General features: G+C 58.8%; 23 protein-coding genes and 1 tRNA gene. 17 read left to right on the top strand and 7 right to left on the bottom strand.

Features of this window, described 5'->3' with window-relative positions:
• A partial coding sequence (locus tag GAL01_RS16075; protein WP_255308592.1) for a hypothetical protein occupies positions 1–192 on the bottom strand: 192 nt, incomplete at its 3' end.
• 45 nt (positions 193–237) lie between these two features.
• Between GAL01_RS16075 and GAL01_RS13155 the strand changes: the two genes are divergently transcribed.
• Positions 238–1155: a major royal jelly family protein gene (locus GAL01_RS13155; protein WP_255308591.1), complete on the top strand. Its 918-nt coding sequence runs from the start codon at positions 238–240 to the stop codon at positions 1153–1155.
• Between the two features lie 96 nt (positions 1156–1251).
• Here GAL01_RS13155 and GAL01_RS16070 read toward each other — a convergent pair whose 3' ends face one another.
• From GAL01_RS16070 to GAL01_RS13140, 3 genes are all read right to left on the bottom strand, one after another.
• A complete protein-coding gene (locus tag GAL01_RS16070; protein ID WP_231865295.1) occupies positions 1252–1944 on the bottom strand; it encodes a hypothetical protein in 693 nt (230 codons plus the stop codon).
• A gap of 45 nt (positions 1945–1989) precedes the next feature.
• Positions 1990–2232, bottom strand: a complete 243-nt coding sequence (locus GAL01_RS13145; RefSeq protein ID WP_099253334.1) for a helix-turn-helix transcriptional regulator — start codon at positions 2230–2232, stop codon at positions 1990–1992.
• A gap of 428 nt (positions 2233–2660) precedes the next feature.
• A tRNA-Ser gene (locus GAL01_RS13140) sits at positions 2661–2750 on the bottom strand.
• Between the two features lie 220 nt (positions 2751–2970).
• Here GAL01_RS13140 and GAL01_RS13135 point away from each other — a divergent pair.
• The 12 genes from GAL01_RS13135 to GAL01_RS13080 all read left to right on the top strand — a co-directional run bounded on the left by GAL01_RS13135 (position 2971) and on the right by GAL01_RS13080 (position 14608).
• A complete protein-coding gene (locus GAL01_RS13135) occupies positions 2971–3498 on the top strand; it encodes a Spy/CpxP family protein refolding chaperone (protein WP_231865293.1) in 528 nt (175 codons plus the stop codon).
• 130 nt (positions 3499–3628) lie between these two features.
• Complete coding sequence (gene ffh / locus GAL01_RS13130; protein ID WP_062029534.1) at positions 3629–5056, top strand: signal recognition particle protein; 1428 nt, start codon at positions 3629–3631, stop codon at positions 5054–5056.
• 40 nt (positions 5057–5096) lie between these two features.
• Complete coding sequence (rpsP, locus tag GAL01_RS13125) at positions 5097–5441, top strand: 30S ribosomal protein S16 (RefSeq protein ID WP_062029531.1); 345 nt, start codon at positions 5097–5099, stop codon at positions 5439–5441.
• A gap of 28 nt (positions 5442–5469) precedes the next feature.
• The gene (gene rimM / locus GAL01_RS13120; protein WP_062029529.1) at positions 5470–6012 is read left to right on the top strand and encodes a ribosome maturation factor RimM; all 543 of its coding nucleotides are present in this window, start codon (positions 5470–5472) and stop codon (positions 6010–6012) included.
• Positions 6009–6713 (top strand): tRNA (guanosine(37)-N1)-methyltransferase TrmD, encoded by a 705-nt coding sequence (gene trmD / locus GAL01_RS13115; RefSeq protein WP_062029528.1) that lies wholly within the window; start codon positions 6009–6011, stop codon positions 6711–6713. The genes rimM and trmD overlap by 4 nt, the downstream gene beginning before the upstream one ends.
• 24 nt (positions 6714–6737) lie before the next feature.
• Positions 6738–7130: a 50S ribosomal protein L19 gene (gene rplS, locus GAL01_RS13110; RefSeq protein ID WP_041110658.1), complete on the top strand. Its 393-nt coding sequence runs from the start codon at positions 6738–6740 to the stop codon at positions 7128–7130.
• 21 nt (positions 7131–7151) lie between these two features.
• A complete protein-coding gene (gene leuC, locus GAL01_RS13105) occupies positions 7152–8579 on the top strand; it encodes a 3-isopropylmalate dehydratase large subunit (RefSeq protein ID WP_062029526.1) in 1428 nt (475 codons plus the stop codon).
• Complete coding sequence (leuD, locus tag GAL01_RS13100; RefSeq protein WP_062029524.1) at positions 8579–9205, top strand: 3-isopropylmalate dehydratase small subunit; 627 nt, start codon at positions 8579–8581, stop codon at positions 9203–9205. The genes leuC and leuD overlap by 1 nt, the downstream gene beginning before the upstream one ends.
• Complete coding sequence (gene leuB / locus GAL01_RS13095; protein ID WP_062029522.1) at positions 9202–10311, top strand: 3-isopropylmalate dehydrogenase; 1110 nt, start codon at positions 9202–9204, stop codon at positions 10309–10311. Before leuD ends, leuB begins: the two co-directional genes overlap by 4 nt.
• Positions 10312–10454: 143 nt before the next feature.
• A complete protein-coding gene (locus tag GAL01_RS13090; protein ID WP_062029519.1) occupies positions 10455–11657 on the top strand; it encodes a pyridoxal phosphate-dependent aminotransferase in 1203 nt (400 codons plus the stop codon).
• Entirely contained in the window at positions 11654–12865 is a 1212-nt protein-coding gene (locus tag GAL01_RS13085; RefSeq protein ID WP_062029517.1) for a pyridoxal phosphate-dependent aminotransferase, read from the top strand. The genes GAL01_RS13090 and GAL01_RS13085 overlap by 4 nt, the downstream gene beginning before the upstream one ends.
• 54 nt (positions 12866–12919) lie before the next feature.
• Positions 12920–14608 carry a M3 family oligoendopeptidase gene (locus GAL01_RS13080; protein WP_062029548.1) on the top strand — a complete coding sequence of 563 codons (1689 nt, stop codon included), beginning with the start codon at positions 12920–12922 and terminating at the stop codon, positions 14606–14608.
• Positions 14609–14649: 41 nt separating this feature from the next.
• Here the strand turns inward: GAL01_RS13080 and GAL01_RS13075 are convergent, their stop codons facing one another.
• Positions 14650–15168 (bottom strand): TlpA family protein disulfide reductase, encoded by a 519-nt coding sequence (locus GAL01_RS13075; protein ID WP_231865292.1) that lies wholly within the window; start codon positions 15166–15168, stop codon positions 14650–14652.
• Positions 15169–15257: 89 nt separating this feature from the next.
• On the opposite strand from GAL01_RS13075, the gene GAL01_RS13070 reads away from it, so the two are divergent.
• A complete protein-coding gene (locus tag GAL01_RS13070) occupies positions 15258–15590 on the top strand; it encodes a hypothetical protein (RefSeq protein ID WP_062029512.1) in 333 nt (110 codons plus the stop codon).
• Here the strand turns inward: GAL01_RS13070 and GAL01_RS13065 are convergent.
• The gene (locus GAL01_RS13065; RefSeq protein ID WP_062029510.1) at positions 15571–16005 is read right to left on the bottom strand and encodes a DUF423 domain-containing protein; all 435 of its coding nucleotides are present in this window, start codon (positions 16003–16005) and stop codon (positions 15571–15573) included. The two genes, GAL01_RS13070 and GAL01_RS13065, sit on opposite strands and share 20 nt — an antisense overlap.
• Before the next feature lie 115 nt (positions 16006–16120).
• Here GAL01_RS13065 and GAL01_RS13060 point away from each other — a divergent pair, with 115 nt between their 5' ends.
• The 3 genes from GAL01_RS13060 (at position 16121) to GAL01_RS13050 (ending at position 18083) form a co-directional block, all read left to right on the top strand.
• A complete protein-coding gene (locus GAL01_RS13060) occupies positions 16121–16711 on the top strand; it encodes a DUF4142 domain-containing protein (RefSeq protein ID WP_062029546.1) in 591 nt (196 codons plus the stop codon).
• Positions 16712–16738: 27 nt separating this feature from the next.
• Positions 16739–17311: a cob(I)yrinic acid a,c-diamide adenosyltransferase gene (locus GAL01_RS13055; RefSeq protein ID WP_082790695.1), complete on the top strand. Its 573-nt coding sequence runs from the start codon at positions 16739–16741 to the stop codon at positions 17309–17311.
• A gap of 214 nt (positions 17312–17525) precedes the next feature.
• Positions 17526–18083: a hypothetical protein gene (locus GAL01_RS13050; protein ID WP_062029544.1), complete on the top strand. Its 558-nt coding sequence runs from the start codon at positions 17526–17528 to the stop codon at positions 18081–18083.
• A gap of 26 nt (positions 18084–18109) precedes the next feature.
• Here GAL01_RS13050 and GAL01_RS13045 read toward each other — a convergent pair whose 3' ends face one another.
• Positions 18110–19993, bottom strand: a complete 1884-nt coding sequence (locus GAL01_RS13045; RefSeq protein ID WP_062029542.1) for an OPT family oligopeptide transporter — start codon at positions 19991–19993, stop codon at positions 18110–18112.
• Between the last annotated feature and the right edge of the window lie 42 nt (positions 19994–20035).

Here is a 20035-nt window from a genome sequence, read left to right as displayed (position 1 = left end):
ATCATGGGAGTCATGAAACAGAATCGGCAGCAGGCTTTCTCTAAAAGAGGCCTGCGCAGGATCGCCATTGCCGTTTTCACGGGTTTCGTTGGGGTATGCGCGTATTCTGTTTCTTCCCATGCCCAGACCATCAGGATCGAGGCGACCACTACGACCATGGACTGGAACGCTGTAGCGCTTGCTGGCGGTCATGTGTTTGTCTCAGGCCCTCGCTGGAGCGGGTTTTCCGGACCGGCCGTGGGTCTTCTGACAAAAAATGGAAAGATAGAGCCTTTTCCGGATGCTGACTGGAATGGCTGGAAACCCGGACGGGATGCAACGCATCGGTTTGTCAGCGTCAATGCCCTCCATGTTGCTCCTGACGGCACGCTCTGGGTTGTTGATACGGGAACTCCGTCTTTTGGAGGTCCACCCGTACCCGGGGGAGCCAAACTGGTCCGCATTGATCCGGCAACAGGCCATGTGCTGAGGATTTATCACCTGAGTCCAGAGATCGCGCAGGCAGGCAGCTATATCGACGATATCCGTTTCAACGGGATGCATGCCTATCTGACGGATGCGGGCAAGGCAGCGCTGATCGTTCTTGATATCAAAACAGGTCAGGCACGTCGTGTTCTGGACAACGATGTTTCCACACGCGCACGAACCGATCGACCGATTGTCATGGACGGACACGTCGTGAAGAGCCACCCGCATCAGCCGCTTCTGGTGAATGTCGATCCGCTGGAAGTCAGTCCGGACGGGAAATGGCTGTATTTCGGGCCGCTTGAAGGGCCGTGGTCCCGCATTCCGACAGCACTGCTCGATGATCCTGATGTGTCATCAACCGATCTGTCTGCGGCTGTGAAACCCTGGGCAGATTTACCTCCGATCGGAGGCAGCGCCATGGATGCTGCAGGAAATCTCTACTTTACCAACCTGAAGGATGACGGCGTCTATCGAAGGGACGTTTCCGGGAAGATCACGAGACTGCTCTCGGACCCACGTCTGCACTGGGCGGATGCACCTTGCCTTGCTCCGGACGGTCGTCTCTGGCTGCCCGTCGCGCAACTGGACCGTCTTCCGATGTTCCATCAGGGGCAATTCCGCAGTCACCAGCCGTTTCTGCTGATATCCATTGACCCTCATGCTGGTCAGGTCAAACCTGGGCGATAGGACTCTGATGACCATCAAACGCCATGATAATCGCCTGCGGGATGTTTTTTCTCGTGCAAAGGTACTCACGAAGTCGCTGTGCTTTGGCGGACATCGTCACCTGTAATGCCATCGAAGTTTGCCGGGATCTTTTGTCGGAAAGTCAGGGGGAGCAATCCATCGACGTGTCTGGGCGGTACGATGCCGTCGCCATCCAAGATATGTCAAAGCACGGGCAAGAATAAGCTGCTCGTCAGATCGTATCGGCCTTTTATAAAACAGGACTTGCTCCGCGATAACGTTCAGCGGCAGCCCTCCAGACGGAGACTGATCATGGACCTGGATCATCCTGCCAGAAGTCAGCTGCGGCAGGAGATCTTTAATCGTCAGTCTATCTGACCAATGCGAAGCACGGGCAAACAAAAGCTCCATGATTTCATCTATCGTTGGGTGTGCAACCGTAGATTTGTCTTTCAGGAAAAGAAATGTATTGAGGATTTCAAAGAGCTTAGTGTCTGAAAAATTACCGTTTATCATTTTGAATAGAGACCACCCTTCAGAAATCTCCGAAGGAGATGCCCAGAATAAGTTATGTAAGTCGTTTACGGTAGTTGGTGCCGAAAATAAATTATCGGGATTATCTACTTTGTAGCAATTAGTCTTGTAATAGGGATCAATCTCTCGAGTAACATCACAAAGGATCCAGAAAACAATATCCTGATAGACGCATTTCATCTCCAGGGAGTCCCAAGGGCTGTCCCAAGCAAAGTCAATCTCAGCGACGTCAAACATAGCGCTAGCTTTCATCATGGAAAGGATAGATCCGCAGGTATCCTGCGCTGATAAAATCAGCAGCTACGACCAGACGTTGCTCAGTGTGGTCTGCATGGCGGAAGAAGCGCTGCCGTCACGACGGACGAGCCTTTCGACATCGCGCAGTCGAAACAGAGTTCGCCTTGGACCGATTTTCAAGCGTTCGAGCTCGCCCGCAGCGACATATCTGTCGATCGTTGAGAGGGACACGCGTAGTCGCTCAGAAGCTTCCCGACGCGTTATAAAGATGTCGTCAGAGTGACGAAGGGGGAAAACAGAACTCATGATACGCCTTTCCAACCAGCCCCTCACGGGACCAACGATGATACTAGTTTCGTTTGGTTTTTTCGGCGTTCAGTGTTCTACAGGGTCTCTGCTTGAAGCAGTGGCAGAGAGCCTTCTGGGCTTGCTAGAAGTTTTTCGTACTGTAGTGTCAGCTAACTCAAGAGCGTTAGCCGAACACGGACGACGATTTCAAGAAATTTCTGAGCGTTTTTTTCGTGGGTCGCTGTTTCAGTCGCGCCTTCAGATCATCTAGATGTCTCTGGAGAAAGCAGGACATCAGTCAGCAGGTCACATCGGGAAATTTATAAACGACGCATATCGCGTCCGAGCGCCGCGCGATGACGCATTTTTTAAGATGGGTCTCAAGGTGGGATGAATTTCGACAAATCAAATAACTCTCTAAAAAATATGGAAATTTTTGATTTATCTGGCGGAGAGGGTGGGATTCGAACCCACGGTACGCTTCCACGCACGGCGGTTTTCAAGACCGCTGCCTTCAACCACTCGGCCACCTCTCCATCCGTGCAGACTTCGTCTTTGAAGGATTCTGTACAGATCGGGATGCTACATGCGACGGGAAGCATCCGCCGTCAAGTCGTCGTGTTACATATACTTTGTGCTCTTACTCTTTGAAACGGAGGAGGGGGAACTCAGCAACATTGAAGCGTGCCATCTAGAACGTCATGGAGACGCCCCGTGCGTTATCCGGCTGCCATAACCTCCAAGGATATGACGTCCATGACGATCCTTCGTCCCACTGTTTTTCTTCCCGTCATTGCGGCTCTCGGTCTGATGGGAACCCCTCTTATGGCTTCGGCGCAGGCGCATCATGCGGCTGACTGGGTACAGCCTCCTCCGGGAGGTCCGCGTGGCGGCCCAGGCCATATGATGCCTCCTGTCCCTCCGGGCGTTACGCTGACGGCGGCCCAGAAGACAAAGCTCAAGGCCATTTTTGACAAGGCTCATCAGGACGAGCATGCGCTGCGTCTCGAAGGGCGGGCTATCGAGGACAAGATCCGCGATGCCCTGAGTGCTGTGGGCGATCTGGACCACGCAGCGCTTACGGATCTGAACGGGCAGGAAAATGCGCTCAAGGCAAAGGTCTCAGCTTTGCATCTTGAAACCATGGAGCAGATTCATGATCTGCTGACGCCAGCGCAGCGCCAGCAGGGCAAGGAGACCATGGACAAGCTCAAGGCGCTTCATGAGCAGATGAGGGCTCTGATGGGGCATCCGCCAGAGGGTGAACCGGACGATATGCCCTGAAAACCGAGGTTTCTGCGTCTATATCCTTGACGCCCTGGCGGCAAGGATATAGACCAACTCTGTTTCCGGACACGCCACCTCGCGAAGACTCGCGCAGTGGCGTGTTTCTGTTTGCTTTTAAGGTGACCCGTTGTTCGATCAACTCTCAGGCAAGATGTCCGGTGTCCTCGAAGGGCTTTCCAAGAACGGGAAGCTCTCGGAGGCTGATGTCACCGAGGCCATGCGTGAAGTGCGTCTCGCCATGCTGGAGGCAGACGTTGCTCTGCCCGTGGTGCGGGACTTCGTCAACAAGGTCCGTGAACGGTCTGTTGGCCAGGAGGTACTGGAAAGCGTTTCTCCGGGGCAGGCCGTTGCCAAGATCGTCAACGATGCCCTGATCGACGCACTGGGCGGGGCAGGGGCCGTGCCGCTGAACCTGTCCGCCAATCCGCCGGTTCCGGTGCTGATGGTGGGCCTTCAGGGTTCCGGAAAGACCACGACGTCGGGCAAGATTGCCCTGCGTCTGTCCGGTCGTGAGAACAAGAAAGTCCTTCTCGCCAGCCTTGACGTCCAGCGTCCGGCTGCGCAGCTCCAGCTCCAGCAGCTGGCCGAGCGCGTCAACGCCAAGACGGGGCGTGTTCAGGCCCTGCCGATCATTGCTGGTCAGTCCCCCGTCCAGATCGCGAAACGTGCCCTCGAGACCGGGCGTCTTGAAGGTTATGACGTCGTCATTCTCGATACGGCAGGCCGCCTGTCCATCGACGAAGCGCTGATGGATGAAGTGCGGGAAATCCGCACGCTTACCAAGCCGGCCGAAACGCTGCTGGTCGTCGACGCAATGACGGGTCAGGACGCCGTCAACACGGCGAAGGCCTTCAACGAAGCCGTCGGGATTACCGGCGTCGTCATGAGCCGGATGGACGGTGATGCCCGCGGTGGCGCGGCGCTGTCCATGAAGGCCATCACGGGCGCGCCGATCAAGCTGACCGGTTCGGGCGAGAATCTCGAAGCGCTTGAAGAATTCCATCCCGAGCGTGTCGCCGGCCGTATCCTCGGCCTGGGCGACGTCGCAGGGTTGGTGGAGCGTGCCGCCGAAACCCTCGATCACGAGGAAGGCGAGCGCGTCGCCAAGAAGATGCTCGCGGGCAAGTTCGATCTGGATGACTATGTTTCCCAGATCGACCAGATCAACCGCATGGGCTCGATTTCCGGCATTCTCGGCATGATGCCGGGGATGGGAAAGATCAAGGATATGCTGGGTGACAAGGAGCTCGATACGTCGATCTTCAAGCGTCACAAGGCCATCATTTCCTCGATGACGAAGCAGGAGCGCAAAACGCCGGACATCATCAAGGCGTCCCGCAAGAAGCGCATCGCGGCAGGCTCGGGAACCACGGTTCCGGAGATCAACCGGCTGCTCAAACAGTTCAACGACATGTCCACCATGATGAAACGCATCAGCAAGATGGGCCTTGGTGGCCTGATGCGCGGCATGGGTGGTGCAGGAGGTCTGGCGGATCTGATGAAGGGCATGGGCGGTCCCGGGGGGAAACCCGGTGGACGCCCGCCTTTCGTCTGATCCGTCCCGTTTTTACAAGTCTGTCTCTCAGGAGTATTTCATGAGCCTCAAGATCCGCCTTGCACGTGCAGGTGCCAAGAAGCGTCCCTACTACCACATCGTTGTTGCTGACAGCCGCAGCCCGCGTGATGGCCGTTTCATCGAGAAGGTCGGTTCCTACAACCCGATGCTGCCGGCCGATCACGCCGACCGTATCCGTCTCGTTGACGAGCGCATCAAGCACTGGCTGTCCAACGGCGCCCTCGCCACGGACCGTGTTGCCCGCTTCCTCGGCAATGCAGGCCTGGCTCCGAAGCCGACCTACAACGAGCAGCCCAAGCAGTCCGCTCCGAAGGCGAAGGCTCAGGAACGCGCCAAGGCTGCCGCCGCTGCTGCCGCGGCCTGATTGAGCCGCTTTTCAGGAAGCCCGAGACGTGCCCCGCTTCAACCCTGACAGCGATGTCCTGATTGCCACCGTCGGTCGTCCGCACGGTGTCCGCGGTCTGGTGCATCTTCATGCTGCCACAGATGATCCGGCTTCGGTCGAGACGCTGGGCGTGCTGCATGACGGGCAGGGCAGGGCGTGGACGGCCCGCTGGATTTCGGCAGGCGTGGCTGCACTGACGGACGCCGACGGACAGGATCTTCCTGACCGTACGGCCGCCGAACGTCTGGTCAATGCGAAGCTGTATGTTCCGCGGACCGTTCTTCCGGAAACCGGAGACGACGAATTCTATCATGCCGATCTGATCGGTATGACGGCTGTCTCGGAAGACGGAGAAGTTCTCGGGACGGTGTCGGTGGTTCACGATTACGGCGCAGGCGTCAGCCTCGAAGTGGATCGTGGTCTGATCGTGCCGTTCACGCTGGTCTGTGTTCCCCATGTGGATCTTGCGAAACGGGAAGTGGTTCTTGTCCCTCCTGTTGAAGTCGAGGTCGAGGGGGATCTTTCCGGCGAGGTCCAGGTGCGGGCATGAGCTGGCGCGCGGACATCCTGACCCTTTTCCCTGACATGTTCCCGGGGCCGTTGGGGTTCTCCCTCGCGGGCCGGGCGCTGGAGCGGAGAATCTGGTCCTGCGAGGCGCACGATCTGCGCCAGCATGGACTGGGACGTCACCGGGCCGTCGATGACACGCCTTTCGGTGGTGGAGCCGGCATGGTGATGCGGGCAGACGTTCTGGATACGGCCCTCTCGGCGCTTCCCGCGCTGGATGGCCGTCCGGTCGTCTACCCGACGCCACGGGGCAAGCGCATGTCGCATGAAGATGCGGAGCGCCTGTCCTCCGGACCGGGGGTTGTCGTTCTCTGTGGGCGCTTTGAAGGCGTGGACGAGCGCGTTCTGGAAAAGCACGATATCGAACAGCTCTGCATGGGCGACGTCGTGCTGTCAGGGGGGGAAATTCCTGCCCTGACTCTTCTGGATGCATGCGTCCGTCTTCTTCCCGGCGTCATGGGGTCGGATGTCAGCGGTCAGGATGAGAGCTTCGCCGAGGGGCTTCTTGAATATCCACAGTACACCAAGCCGGCAGTGTGGGACGGGCGGGACGTGCCCGACATTCTTCTCTCCGGCAACCATGGTGCCATCGCCCGCTGGCGCCATGAACAGTCAATCGCCGTCACGAAGGCGCGCCGCCCGGACCTCTGGGATGCGTATCTGGCACGACAGCAGGTCCATTGAAGTTTTGTTTTCAGGAGTTTGGTCATGAACATTATCCAGCAGTATGAGGCGCGCGAGATCGAGCGTCTTTCCGGCGTCCGCGCTGTTCCCGAGTTCATTGCAGGTGACACGGTCCGCGTTGGCGTCCGCGTTGTCGAAGGCACGCGTGAGCGTGTTCAGAGCTTCGAAGGTGTTGTTATCGCCCGTTCCAACAAGGGCCTGAACAGCAACTTCACGGTTCGCAAGATCTCCAACGGTGAAGGCGTGGAGCGCGTATTCCCGCTGTACGCACCGTCGATCGCCAGCATCGAAGTTGTGCGTCGCGGTAAGGTCCGTCGCGCAAAGCTGTATTATCTGCGTGGCCGTTCGGGCAAGTCCGCCCGTATTGCCGAGCGTCCCCGCGATCTGCCGAAGGCGGACAGCAAGGCCGCTTCCTAAACCGTTCGGAGTAGAGACAGGATGCCCGTTACCAATTCGCCCAGAACCCTTTTTGACAAGATCTGGGACGATCATGTCGTCGAACGTATCGAGGACGGGACGTGCATCCTCTACATCGACCGGCACCTCGTTCATGAGGTGACAAGTCCGCAGGCTTTTGAAGGTCTGCGGCTGTCCGGGCGTCGCGTGCGCCGTCCGGATGCCACGGTGGCCGTGGTGGACCACAACGTCCCCACGTCCGACCGTTCCAAGCCGATCGAGGAGCCGCAGAGCCGCCTCCAGATCGAAACGCTTGAGAAGAATGTTGCCGAATTCGGCATTCCCTATTTTCCGCTGCGTTCCGCCTCTCAGGGGATCGTGCATGTTGTCGGGCCGGAGCAGGGCATCTCTCTGCCTGGCATGACGATCGTCTGCGGCGACAGTCATACCTCCACGCATGGAGCCCTTGGTTCGCTGGCGTTCGGGATCGGCACGTCCGAGGTCGAGCATGTGCTCGCGACCCAGACGATCCTGCAGAAACCCGCGAAGAACATGCGCGTCTCGGTTGAAGGCAAGGTCGGCCCCGGTGTGACGGCCAAGGACATCATGCTGGCCATCATCGGGCGCATTGGCACCGCTGGCGGCACCGGGCATGTCATTGAATTTGCAGGATCTGCGATCCGCGATCTGGATATGGCCGGGCGTATGACGGTGTGCAACATGTCCATCGAAGCTGGTGCGCGTGCGGGTCTGGTTGCTCCTGACGAGACGACCTTCGCTTATGTGAAGGGCCGCCCGTTTGCCCCGAAGGGTGAGGCGTTCGATCAGGCCTGTGACTACTGGCGCAGTCTGGCGTCTGACGAAGGCGCCTATTTCGATACTGAAGTCACGCTCGCTGCTGAAGAGATCATCCCGTCCGTCACGTGGGGCACCAGCCCGCAGGACGTGCTGCCAATCGACGGTTCCGTGCCTTCTCCGTCGGACGTGGCCGATCCGGCCCGCGCGGCCCAGATCCAGCGCGCTCTGGACTATATGGGTCTTGAAGCCGGGCAGAAGATTGCCGGGACGCCTGTGGATGTCGTGTTCATTGGTTCCTGCACGAACAGCCGTCTGGAAGATCTGCGCGCTGCGGCGGACGTGGTGCGCGGACGACATGTTGCCGAGGGGGTTCGGGCCATGATCGTTCCCGGCTCTGGTCTGGTGAAGCATGCGGCTGAAGCCGAAGGACTGGACAAGGTGTTCTTGGATGCCGGTTTTGAATGGCGTGAGGCGGGCTGTTCGATGTGTCTGGGGATGAACCCGGACCGTCTGACGCCGGGCCAGCGCTGTGCTTCGACATCCAACCGCAATTTTGAAGGCCGTCAGGGCCCGGATGGCCGTACGCATCTCTGTTCGCCCGCCATGGCGGCGGCGGCGGCTGTCAGGGGGCATCTGTGCGATGTGCGTGAACTGGCGAAGGAAACCGTCTGATGGACAAGTTCACGGAACTCACCGCCATTGCGGCGCCCATGCCGACCGAGAACATCGACACGGACCAGATCATTCCCGCCCGCTTCCTCAAGACCATTCAGCGGACCGGTCTGGGGAAGAATGCTTTTGCCGCCCAGCGTTATGACGCCGATGGCAATGAAAAGCCGGATTTCGTGCTCAATCAGGAGCCGTACCGGCATGCCGAAATCCTGATTACCTATGATAATCTGGGATGTGGCTCCTCGCGTGAACATGCCCCTTGGGCCCTGCTGGACTTCGGCATCCGTTGCGTCATTGCACCCAGCTTTGCCGACATCTTTTTCAATAACTGCTTCAAGAACGGCATTCTGCCGATCCCGCTGCCGCGCGAAATCTGTGACGAATTGATGGACGATGCGCGTCAGGGTTCGAATTCGCGTCTGACAGTAGATCTGGAGCGTCAGGTTATCGTGCGTCCGAATGGCGAGACCATCGCGTTCGAGGTCGATCCGTTCCGTCGCCACATGTTGCTGGAAGGGCTGGACGACATCGGTCAGACCATGGCGCATGATACCGAAATCAGCAGCTTCGAACATCGCCCCAGCCGTGCGTGGGTGCCGTCAATTACCATAGGGACTGTGAAATGAGCGACGCACACAAGCTTCTGGTTCTGGCCGGAGACGGAATCGGCCCGGAAGTCATGCGCGAAGTTGCGCGGATTGTGCACTGGATGAGTGCGCATCGCGGACTGAAGCTTGAAATCACGGAAGAACTCGTTGGTGCAGCCTCGCTTGCCGTACACGGCGTGCCGATCCGCGATGAGGTCATTGAACTGGCCCGCAAGGCTGATGCGGTTCTGTTTGGCTCTGTGGGGGATCCGGCCTGGAGCCATGTCGGGTTCGATAAGCGCCCGGAAGTTGCGATCCTCAAGCTCCGCAAGGAACTTGAACTGTTCGCCAATCTGCGCCCGGCCAAGCTGTTCGATGCCCTGATTGACGCCTCCGCGCTGAAGCCTGAAGTGGTGCGCGGGCTTGACCTGATGATCGTTCGCGAGACGGTTGGTGGCATCTATTTCGGTGAGCCGCGTGGCATCGAGACACTGCCCGATGGCTCCCGTCGCGGTATCAACACGGAAGTTTACACGACGTCCGAAATCGAGCGTGTGGCTCGCGTGGCGTTCGACCTGGCCCGCAAGCGCGACAACCGCGTGTGTTCGGTCGAAAAGTGCAATGTCATGGAAAGCGGCCTTTTGTGGAAGGAGGTCGTGACCGACATTCACAAGCGCGAATATCCCGACGTCCAGCTTTCGCATATGCTGGCCGATAACTGCGCGATGCAGCTCGTGCGTGACCCGAACCAGTTCGACGTTATTGTAACGGGCAACCTGTTCGGGGACATTCTGTCCGACCTGGCGTCGATGCTGACGGGTTCGCTCGGAATGCTGCCTTCCGCAACGCTTGGCCCGGTTCGCGCCGATGGTAAGCGCAATGCTCTGTACGAGCCGATTCATGGCAGCGCGCCGGATATTGCAGGCAAGGGGATCGCCAATCCGCTGGCGCAAATCCTGTCTTTTGCAATGCTGCTGCGTTATTCGCTCAATCGCGCCGAGGATGCCGATCTGATTGAAACGGCTGTGTCGAACGTGCTGGCTTCGGGCCTGCGGACCGGGGATATCATGTCTCCCGGCATGGCTCGAGTCGGAACCGAAATGATGGGACAGGCCGTGCTGCGCGAGATGGAAAAGCTCGCCTGACCTTTTACGGTACCTGTCTGACACATATCAGGCGCCTTCCTTAGGGAAGGCGCCTTTTTTGTTGATCGCAGCCCGGCTGCCTGTGGTCAAAACTGTTGGAACATGCCTAGGATCGCGTCATCGAAATGATCCGGAACCCTGTCATGTCCTTTATTGCCGACCGTCTGAACCGCATTCTTCCCAGTCAGACGATTGCCGTGACCCAGAAAGCGCGTGCCCTCAAGGCTCAGGGCAGCGATATCATCAGCCTTTCCGCAGGTGAGCCGGATTTCGATACTCCTGACTTCATCAAGCGTGCGGCAATCCGGGCGATCGAGGCCGGCAAGACAAAATATACGGATGTTCCTGGGACGCTCGAACTGCGCAAGGCTGTCGCGGCCCGTCTGAACGCCGACTTTGATCTGGACTACAAGGCTGAAGAAATCTGCGTCTCCACGGGTGGCAAGCAGGTTATCTACAACGTCATGGTATCGACCCTGAATGCAGGCGATGAAGTCATCATTCCAGCCCCCGCCTGGGTGTCTTATCCCGACATCGTAACGCTGGCCGATGGGACGCCCGTCATTGTCCAGACTGACCCCGAAAATGGCTTTCGCCTGACGGCAGAACAGCTTCGCGCAGCCATCACGCCCCGGACGAAATGGCTCTGCCTCAATTCACCGTGCAATCCGACGGGGGCAGCATATAATGAGGCCGCCCTGAAGGAGTTGACGGATGTCCTGCTGGACTATCCGGACATCTGGATCCTGACCGACGATATGTACGCCAAGCTTCTGTATGATGGTGCTGTGGCCAAGACCGTCGTGCAGGTTGAGCCACGGCTGCGTTCACGCACCGTGACGATGAATGGTGTGTCCAAAGCTTATGCCATGACGGGCTGGCGGATTGGATTTGCCGCGGCCCCGGTGGAGTTCACGAAACAGCTCATCAAGCTGCAGGGGCAGAGCACGAGCAATCCCTGTTCTATCGCGCAGGCGGCAGCGCAGGAAGCCGTGTCCGGTCCTCAGGACTTCATTTCGGATATGGTGAAGGTTTATCAGGAGCGGCGCAATCTGGTGATTGGTATGCTCAATGATGCGCCCGGTCTAAGCTGTGCTCTTCCTGAAGGGGCGTTTTACGCCTTTCCGTCCATTGCGGGCGTCTTGGGCAAAACCACCAAGGGCGGCCGCCTGATTGATAGTGACGAGGCTTTCGTAACGGCTCTTCTGGAAGAAACCGGCGTTGCGGCGGTGCACGGAACGGCGTTTCTGACGCCGGGATATTTCCGGATTTCCTATGCCACCAGCACGGAACTCCTGGTTGAAGCCTGCACCCGGATCCAGAATTTCTGTCAGGGTCTTTCATGAGTTTTACCATCGCATCACGCCTTGCGGAGCTGCCCCGGCCTGCAACGATCGCCATGGCTGCCCGCGCCCGCGAACTGAGGGTACAGGGGGCGGATGTCATTTCGCTCGCTCTGGGGCAGCCGGACTTTCCGTCGCCGCCTGAGGCGATTGACGCCGCCTATGCGGCCGCCAGGGCCGGGGATACCGGGTATCCTCCGATTCCCGGACAAAAACCGCTGATCGACGCCATCATCCGCAAGTTCGGGCGTGATAACGATCTGGACGTTGCGTCCAGTCGGATCATGGTCGCGAATGGTGGCAAACAGATTATTTTCAATGCGCTGATGGCGTCGCTGGAAGCTGGCGACGAGGTCATCATTCCCGCGCCGTACTGGGTAAGCTATCCGCTAATCACCCGGATGCTGGGTGGGGTTCCGGTCGAGATCCTCTGTCGGGAAGAGGACGGCTTTCGTCCGGACCCGGAGGCCATCCGCGACGCCATTACGCCGCGTACGAAATGGCTGGTTCTGAATTTCCCGAATAACCCGACGGGCGCCATCCTGGAACGACAGGATCTGGAAGCCATTGCAGATGTGCTGCGCGAGGCGCCGCATGTTCTCGTGATGAGCGACGAGATTTATGAGCATCTCACATTCGACGGCCGCAAACATCTCTCCCTGCTGAACATCGCGCCTGATCTGGCGGACCGGATCCTGATCGTGAACGGCATGGCGAAAGCCTATGCCATGACAGGGTGGCGTGTCGGGTTTGCCTGCGGTCCCGTACCACTGATCCAAGCCATGATTGCCGTTCAGGGCAATTCCACATCTGGTGTCTGCACGCTTGCACAGGCCGGGTCGGTTGCCGCTCTGGATGGGGATACTGACGGAATTGCACGGATGCTGGCGACGTATGAGCGCCGTCGGGCTCTGGTCGTTGGTGCATTGCAGAACGTGCCCGGACTGACCTGCGTCATGCCGGAAGGTGCGTTTTATGCCTATCCGGGGATCGCGGCCCTGATTGGCAGAACATCCGGAGAGGGGCGTCTTCTGGATACGGATGTGGCGTTTGCGGAGGCCCTTCTCGAAGAGGCGCATGTCGCGACCGTTCCGGGTTCGGCCTTTGGATACAGTCCGTATCTTCGTCTGTCCTTTGCGGCGTCTGATGAACAGCTGGCAGAAGCCTGTCGCCGTATTGCGCAGTTCGTGGGCGCTATCCAGCCCGTCTGACAGGAGCAAAGGCAGGGCATGGACGCAGAAGCGGGGGAATGTCAGAATTGGATCATGACGAAGACAATCCCTCCCTTTTCCGAACTGTCTTTCCCCCGGCCTGACGAGAACTCGCTCAAAACGCGCTACGATGTCATTGCATCGCTGCTTGATGCCGGGGACCGGGTCGAGGCGCTGGAGGCTTTTGACGCCGTCCGTCGCGAGTATGAGTCCTGGGCCTCGCATGTGCATCTCCAGTTCTCGCGCAATACGCAGGATGAGACGGCCAAGGCCGATCGGGATTATGCGGACCGCTTATCTCCGGTCGCGACCGATCATGAGGTGACGGTCAAAAAGCGCCTGCTGGCCGATCCTGACCGCGCTGGCCTCGAAGCCATCGTAACACCGCATGTGGTGCGGCTCTGGGAAGCCGATACGACCACGTTTGATCCGCGCATCAGTGCAGATCTTGAAGAAGAAGCCCGCCTTTCAGGAGAATACACCGCCCTTCTGGCGGCCGCGAAAATTCCTTTCGATGGCAAAGTTCTGAACCTGTCGGGGCTGGTGCCTTATCTTCAGGGTATGGACAGGGATGTCCGTCATGCGGCGGAGAAGGCGCGCTGGGATTTTTTCGAGCAAAACGGCGCTGAACTGGATGCCCTTTACGGCAAACTGGTCGCTCTGCGGGACCGGATGGCGAAAACCCTTGGTTTCGAGAACTATATCGAACTCGGGTATCGCCGGATGCGTCGAACGGATTACGGCCCTGAACAGGTCGCAGCCTTTCGGGATAAGGTTCTGGCGTATGTCACGCCCCTGATCAGTGCGCTCATGGAGCGTCGTCGTCTGAAAATGGGCTGGGACAAGGTGATGGCATGGGATGAGGCCCTGATTGACCTTCAGGGCAACCCCGAGCCCGCAGGTGATCATGACCTGCTGGTGGCGCGCGCTGAAACCATGTTCCGCGACCTCGATCCTTCAGGCGAAATGGCGGATTTCTATGTCCAGATGCGCGATCTTGGGTATCTCGATCTGAAAAACCGCGAGGGGAAGGCAGGTGGCGGCTTCTGCACGTCTTTTCCGACGGTTGGGACGCCGTATATCTTCGCCAATTTTAACGGCACCCATAACGATATCGGCGTTTTCACCCACGAAATGGGCCACGCGTTCCAGAACTGGAAAAGCCGTGAGCTGCCGTGGATCGACCAGCTCTGGCCAACTATGGAAGCGGCGGAAATCCATTCCATGGGCCTTGAATTCCTGAGCTGGCCGCAGATTGGGGATCTGGTCGAGGATGGCGCGGCAGAGCGATATCGACGCATGCATCTGATTGATGCGCTGTCGTTCTTTCCTTACGGCGTCTGCGTGGATCACTTCCAGCACGAGATTTATGCCCATCCGGAAATGACGCTGGAAGAGCGGCATCAGACCTGGCAGCGGCTTGAAAAACTCTACATGCCCTGGCGGGACTGGGGCGATCTAGCCTATCCTGCAAAGGGTGGTCGCTGGCAGGCCCAGCTTCATATCTACCGGCTGCCGTTCTATTATATCGACTACGCGCTGGCGCAGTGCTGTGCGCTGCAACTGTGGCTGGGATCTCGTCTTGACAGGGAAGGGACGCTGGAAGTTTACCGCAGGCTCTGTGCCGAGGGAGGCTCCAAGCCATTTGCACAACTTGTGTCCGAAGCAGGGCTGACCTCTCCGTTCGAAGCCGATGTTCTGGCTGAAGTCGTTCATGAAGCCGAGCAGGTGCTCGCGCTCTGAAGATGAGCTGAGGCTCCGGAAAAAGCCGGAGCCTCAGGGACTTAGCCGCGTTTGTTCCAGTCGGAAATGAGGTCAAGGACAGCCTGCGGAGACATGCTGCGGGCATTGCCAAGCGCCTTGGAGCCGTCACCGTTCAGGGCATGGCCTTCCGGGGTAACGATAATGACGGTCGGGACAGACTTGATGGTCACGCCATAGCGTTCCGCCAGATCGAGATTGGTGTTGATCCGCCCGACATTGACCGGCACCACTACGAACTGGCTGTCCAGCCAGCGTGCCGCGTCAGGCAGCGCGAAAATGCCGCTGAGCATCTTGCAGTCCGGGCACCAGTTGCCACCGAAATCGAGCAGAACCTTGCGATGCGTCTTCTGCGCGAGCGCGAAGGCCTGTTCCACCTGCTCGTGCGCCACAGCCGTGTCAGGATAGGGTTCGGCGACGGGAGGAGCGGATGTTTCGGTCAGTTTGGGGGCAGGGACTGCTGGCGTTGTGGACGCGGCATGTGCCGGAAGGGTTGCAGTCAGGGCCAGACCAAGGCCGGCGGCAAGAAGGGAACGGTTCATGAAAAAGGCTTTCATTGATGTTGTCCTCTGCATGCCATAACGCAGAATGACAGGAACAGATGATTAAAGCCCAATTTTCAGGAAAGGTCATGCGTTTGAAAAAAGCAGTACTCCGCCCGCAAGCAGCATCTCCCCGCGAAATCAGTGTTACGGAAACCCTGATCCGGACTGCAGTCCTCGTGGCGCTGACGCTTGCTTTCGCATCGGTCTTCCGTTTCTGGCAACCGGCCATCAAAGCTGCGCAGCATATCGCTGGAACGTCCGTCTGGCAGGAACTCTACAGCCTGTTTCATATTGAATCGGGGGTTGGACGCGAGCAACTGATCCTGACAGGAATCATGGTTGCCTGCTTTCTGCTGGCGCTTGCTGTCCAGTCCGTTGGCTTCCTGATCTTTCGGAAACTCAGAAAAAACCGGGCCTGACCCGCAGGGCGGAAACGGCTGCCAGACACCACGCAAGTATGAGCATTGTCCCGCCATAAGGCGCGATCCGGCCAATCGAGACGGGGCCCAGCTTCAGGTCAAACAGCGCGAGGAGCGTGACGGGGACGCAGAACAGAACCATGCCGATCGCCATGCACAGACACGCCATGCGGATCCACCGGGGAGACAGGCGCGCGGCGTTCAGGGAAAGCAGGCACAATCCGAGGGCGTGCCACATCTGGATTTCGACTGCGGAATGCAGCATGGCCCTGCCACCCGGAACGGCAAACAGCCGGTCCGGCAGATGGGCGGACAGGGCGCCGAGCATGACGCCGGACGCGGCGGACAGGGCAGCGAAAACGAAACTGCCCCGAAGCAGAACTGACGTGCCGGGCTGGATGGGGTTTGCGGACATGCCGTGAATGTATCATGTGTTGTCTGAACAGCGAATGAGAGACTGTCATGAGTGCATTGTCAGTCTGTCGCGGCCTGTCTTTTCAGGGCAGGCGCGTTTGAAAAAGGAAGCTTCGATGACTGTTTCGTATCTCCGCCTGTGTCTGTCTGCGGGCCTTCTGGCCGGTCTTGCGGCCTGTAATGCTCCCGATGCCCCTCCGGCGCCGGCGCTGCCGAGCGTCGCTTCGACCTACAAGCTGACGACGGCAGATGCGGCGTTCCTCCAGCAGGTGGACGAGATGGACCAGACCCAGCTCGCTATTGCGACGCTGGCCGCGACCCATAGCAACAGTGACGTGGTAAAAGCATTTGGCTCGACCGTTCAGGGTGATTACACGACCAATCAGAAAGCCGTCGCCAAGATCGCCTCAGACGCCAATCTGACGGTTGCCGCCAAGATTGACGCGGCCGATCAGGAACATGTCGAGTCGTTTTCCCATCTTTACGGTGCCGCGTTTGATCGTATGTTCCTGCGCGATATCGTCAGTATCCGGACACCGGATCTGAGCAAGGCCATCGCGACGGCTCAGGCTTCGGGCGGCTCGCCGGACATCAAGACCCTTGCCAAGGACACGGACAAGATGCTGACGGATCACACGTCCCGCGCCCGCGACCTGATGGGCGATCGCAGCATCGGTCATCACGCGAAGCACAAAAGAAGCCGCTGAAAATAGCGCGGAGGGTATAGGCAGGTCATGACTATCCGCATCGACAGGATCGTGACACGGGGTGGAGACGGGGGGCAGACGTCTCTTGGGGACGGTACACGCGTCCCCAAGTCTTCAGACCGGATCGAGGCGATGGGGACTGTGGACGAACTGAATGCCCAGTTGGGAATTCTGTGCTGTTTGATGGCGCAGGATTCCCGGATGGCTGTGCTTGAAGACGAAATCCGTCAGATCCAGTCCTGCCTGTTCGATCTTGGTGCGGACCTGTGCCTGCCTGACCCAGAACGTACCCCCAGCCTGCCCTCGGAGGCCATTGCATGGCTGGAAGTCCGTCTGGAGGATCTGCGCCGTCACCAGCAGGAACTCCGAAGCTTTGTTCTGCCAGGTGGCAGCCCCGTCGCGGCGCAGGCGCACCTTGTCCGCACTGTTGCGCGCCGGGCTGAACGACGTGTAGCGGTACTGGAGCAGAGACCGGCAGACGGACTTCGTTTTTTGAACAGATTGTCCGATTACTTCTTTGTTCTTGCGCGCCATGCCAACAATCATGGTGAAACGGATATTCTCTGGTCGCCGGGACGCTGGAATCAGAAGAAAATATAAATATCCGCTTATTGCCCTGATGACAGAATGCACGTGAAGTGCTAGAAAATCTTCGTCAGAACGCTGGGGTTCTTCCAGACGAGTCGACTTTTCATATCCTTGTCAGGACATGTGGCTGCTGAGCGGGTTCAAATCCGGTCAGCTTTTCTGCCTTTCGGCAGGCCTGTTCAGCAGGGGAAAATCCATAAATATCATATTGGTTGAAGAATACAGAATGCAGGACGAGCATCAGGTTAACGAAGAAGATAAACTGCGACAGGCTCTTGCCCGTCTCGGTGCTGGAGCGTCCTCCCGTACTCCCAAATCACGACCGGTTCCCCCAACCGCTGAACGCCGTCGCCGCTTCGTGCGTGACGGACAGGTCGTGGTCGAACATCAGGGCGGTCGTGGGATTGCGGCACGCAATGCCGGACAGGATGATCAGGAAGAACTTGAGCGCCTGCGTCAGTCGGTCAAGCGTGAACAGCGTCGCTGGGAAGAAGCCGAGCGGAGCCTGACGGATGTCCGGGCCCAGCTCAAGGCGTTCGAGACACGCGAAGCTCATGCGAAAATCCAGATCAGCGAACTGAACCGCGAACTACGCGAGAATCAGGACACGATCCAGACACTGAAGGCGTCGCTTCATCAGGCGCGCGAGCAGGCCGCCGAAGCGGCACGCCGCACCCCGCGCCCGGTTGGGCGCCCCCGCAAGGAGGCCGCTCCGCAAGTCGTGGAGATGCCAGAAGCCGAGGTTGCCGAGCAGGAACCCGTGCAGTGGTGGGTCAAGGCCTGATCTGACGTTTTTCTAAAAGCAAGCTTTTACTCTGAATGTCTGACCTGACGTCCGAACCAGAGTAAAACACCACAGAACACCGCCCAGCCCAGCCCGGCATTCAGCAGGGCCGGGACGGGAAGCGCCAGTGTCTCGGAACTTCCTGTGGCGCCCGCCATTGCGGCAAGGGCCACGCCGATCAGGCTTTCTCCGACAATGAAGCCTGAAGCGATCATTGTTCCCTGGTCCTTGGGGAAACGACGTAACAGCCAGCCAAGCCCCGCACCGATCCCGATGGTGACCGAGACATCCGCCGGAAGGTAGATGCCCATCCCCACGGCCAAAGGCGGGAGCGCAAGGTTCCGGCGATGTAGCGCGATATCCAGAATGACCAGACAGACGCCAAGCGCTGCTCCGATTTCCAGCATCAGCCAGTCAAGCTGATGCGTCAGGATGCCGGTTGCAATGGCGGCCATCAGGGCGGGCTGTGGTGCGGCAAGTGCGCGCGTCGGGTCCATGCCCGTGCGTGGCATGGCGCCCACGAAGCCGTAGGCCTGATAAAGCACCTGAAGCACCCAGGGGATGACGATCGCGCCAACGGCACAGCCGATCAGCAAGGCAACTTCCTGTTTCCAGGGCGCTGCGCCGACGAGCTGACCGGTCTTGAGGTCCTGAAGGTTATCGTTGGAGACGGCGGCCGAGGCGGTGATGGCGGAGAGGACGAACAATCCGAACGCAATGGCGATCGGGCGTTGTTCCACCGTCAGGACGCCACTGCTTTCCAGCCCCCAGAGGGCAACGGAAATGGCAATGATGGCGATGATCCCGACGCCGGATATCGGTGACGACGACGACCCGATGATACCGGCCATGTAGCCGCACGCACTGGCGACCAGAAAGCCCAGCCCGAAACAGGCGATCAGTCCCAGAACAACCAGTGTTCCCAGAGCGCCACCATGCGGCATGACGGGCCACAGGAAATAGCTGAACAGCCCTGCCAGCAGCACTGCCAGCCCTACACACAGGGCAATCAGTGTGCGAGGTGCCAGATCGCGATCGCTGTCATCGCCGTTTGCCAGATGGGTGACGGAAAGCGCTTCTTTCAGTCCCTGCGCGACAGGACGGGCAAGCGCGAGCAGTGTCCATACCGCTGCAATCGCAATGGTCCCGGCGCCGATGAAGCGGACCTTGTGCAGCCAGAGACCCGATGCTTCGGTTAGCGGTGTGGCTGACGGCGAAAGATGTCCCAGAACCGGAACCATGATGCCCCAGGCCAGAAATACCCCGAGCAGCATCGCAATACCGCCCCCGATGCCGACCAGATAGCCGGTGCCCAGAAGGGCCAGAGAAAAGCTTCCGTTCAGACGGAATGCCGATGATCCGACGACGGTGGCCGCCGAAAACCCGTCCGACAGGAGGCGCAGTCCCGATGTGGCAAACGCCACGACACCCGAGACGACTGTACCGAGGGTGAGGGATTTCAGGCTTCGCGCATCGCCTTCCGGAGAAGAAGCGCGCAGGATTTCCGCACAGGCCGTGCCTTCGGGGTAGGGCAGATCGGAATTGCTCACGAGAGCCCGGCGCAGCGGGATGGTGAAAACAACCCCCGTCATGCCGCCTGCCATCGTCAGCAGTAGTGTGATGGCATAGGGAAATTCATGCCAGTATCCGACCATGATGAGAGCTGGCAGGGCCGCAAACACGCAGGATAGAGTACCGGCAGCAGAAGCCTGCGTCTGGACCATATTGTTTTCCAGCATTGTCCCGCCGCCCATGAGGCGCAGGATGGCCATCGAGATGATGGTGGCTGGAATGGATGATCCGAAAGTCAGACCGATCTTCAGGCCCAGATAGACGTTTGCTGCCGTAAAGACGACCGTGATGAGGGCTCCGAGAATAATCCCGCGGAGGGTCAGTTCGCGATTGTCCATGTGTTTCTGTTCCGAAATGATGTCAGGCACAGGGCAGCCCGC

Source organism: Gluconobacter albidus (genome assembly GCF_002723915.1).
GTDB lineage: Bacteria > Pseudomonadota > Alphaproteobacteria > Acetobacterales > Acetobacteraceae > Gluconobacter > Gluconobacter albidus.
Note: the sequence above shows the minus strand (reverse complement) of the source record. Positions and strands in the feature narration are given on the sequence as shown.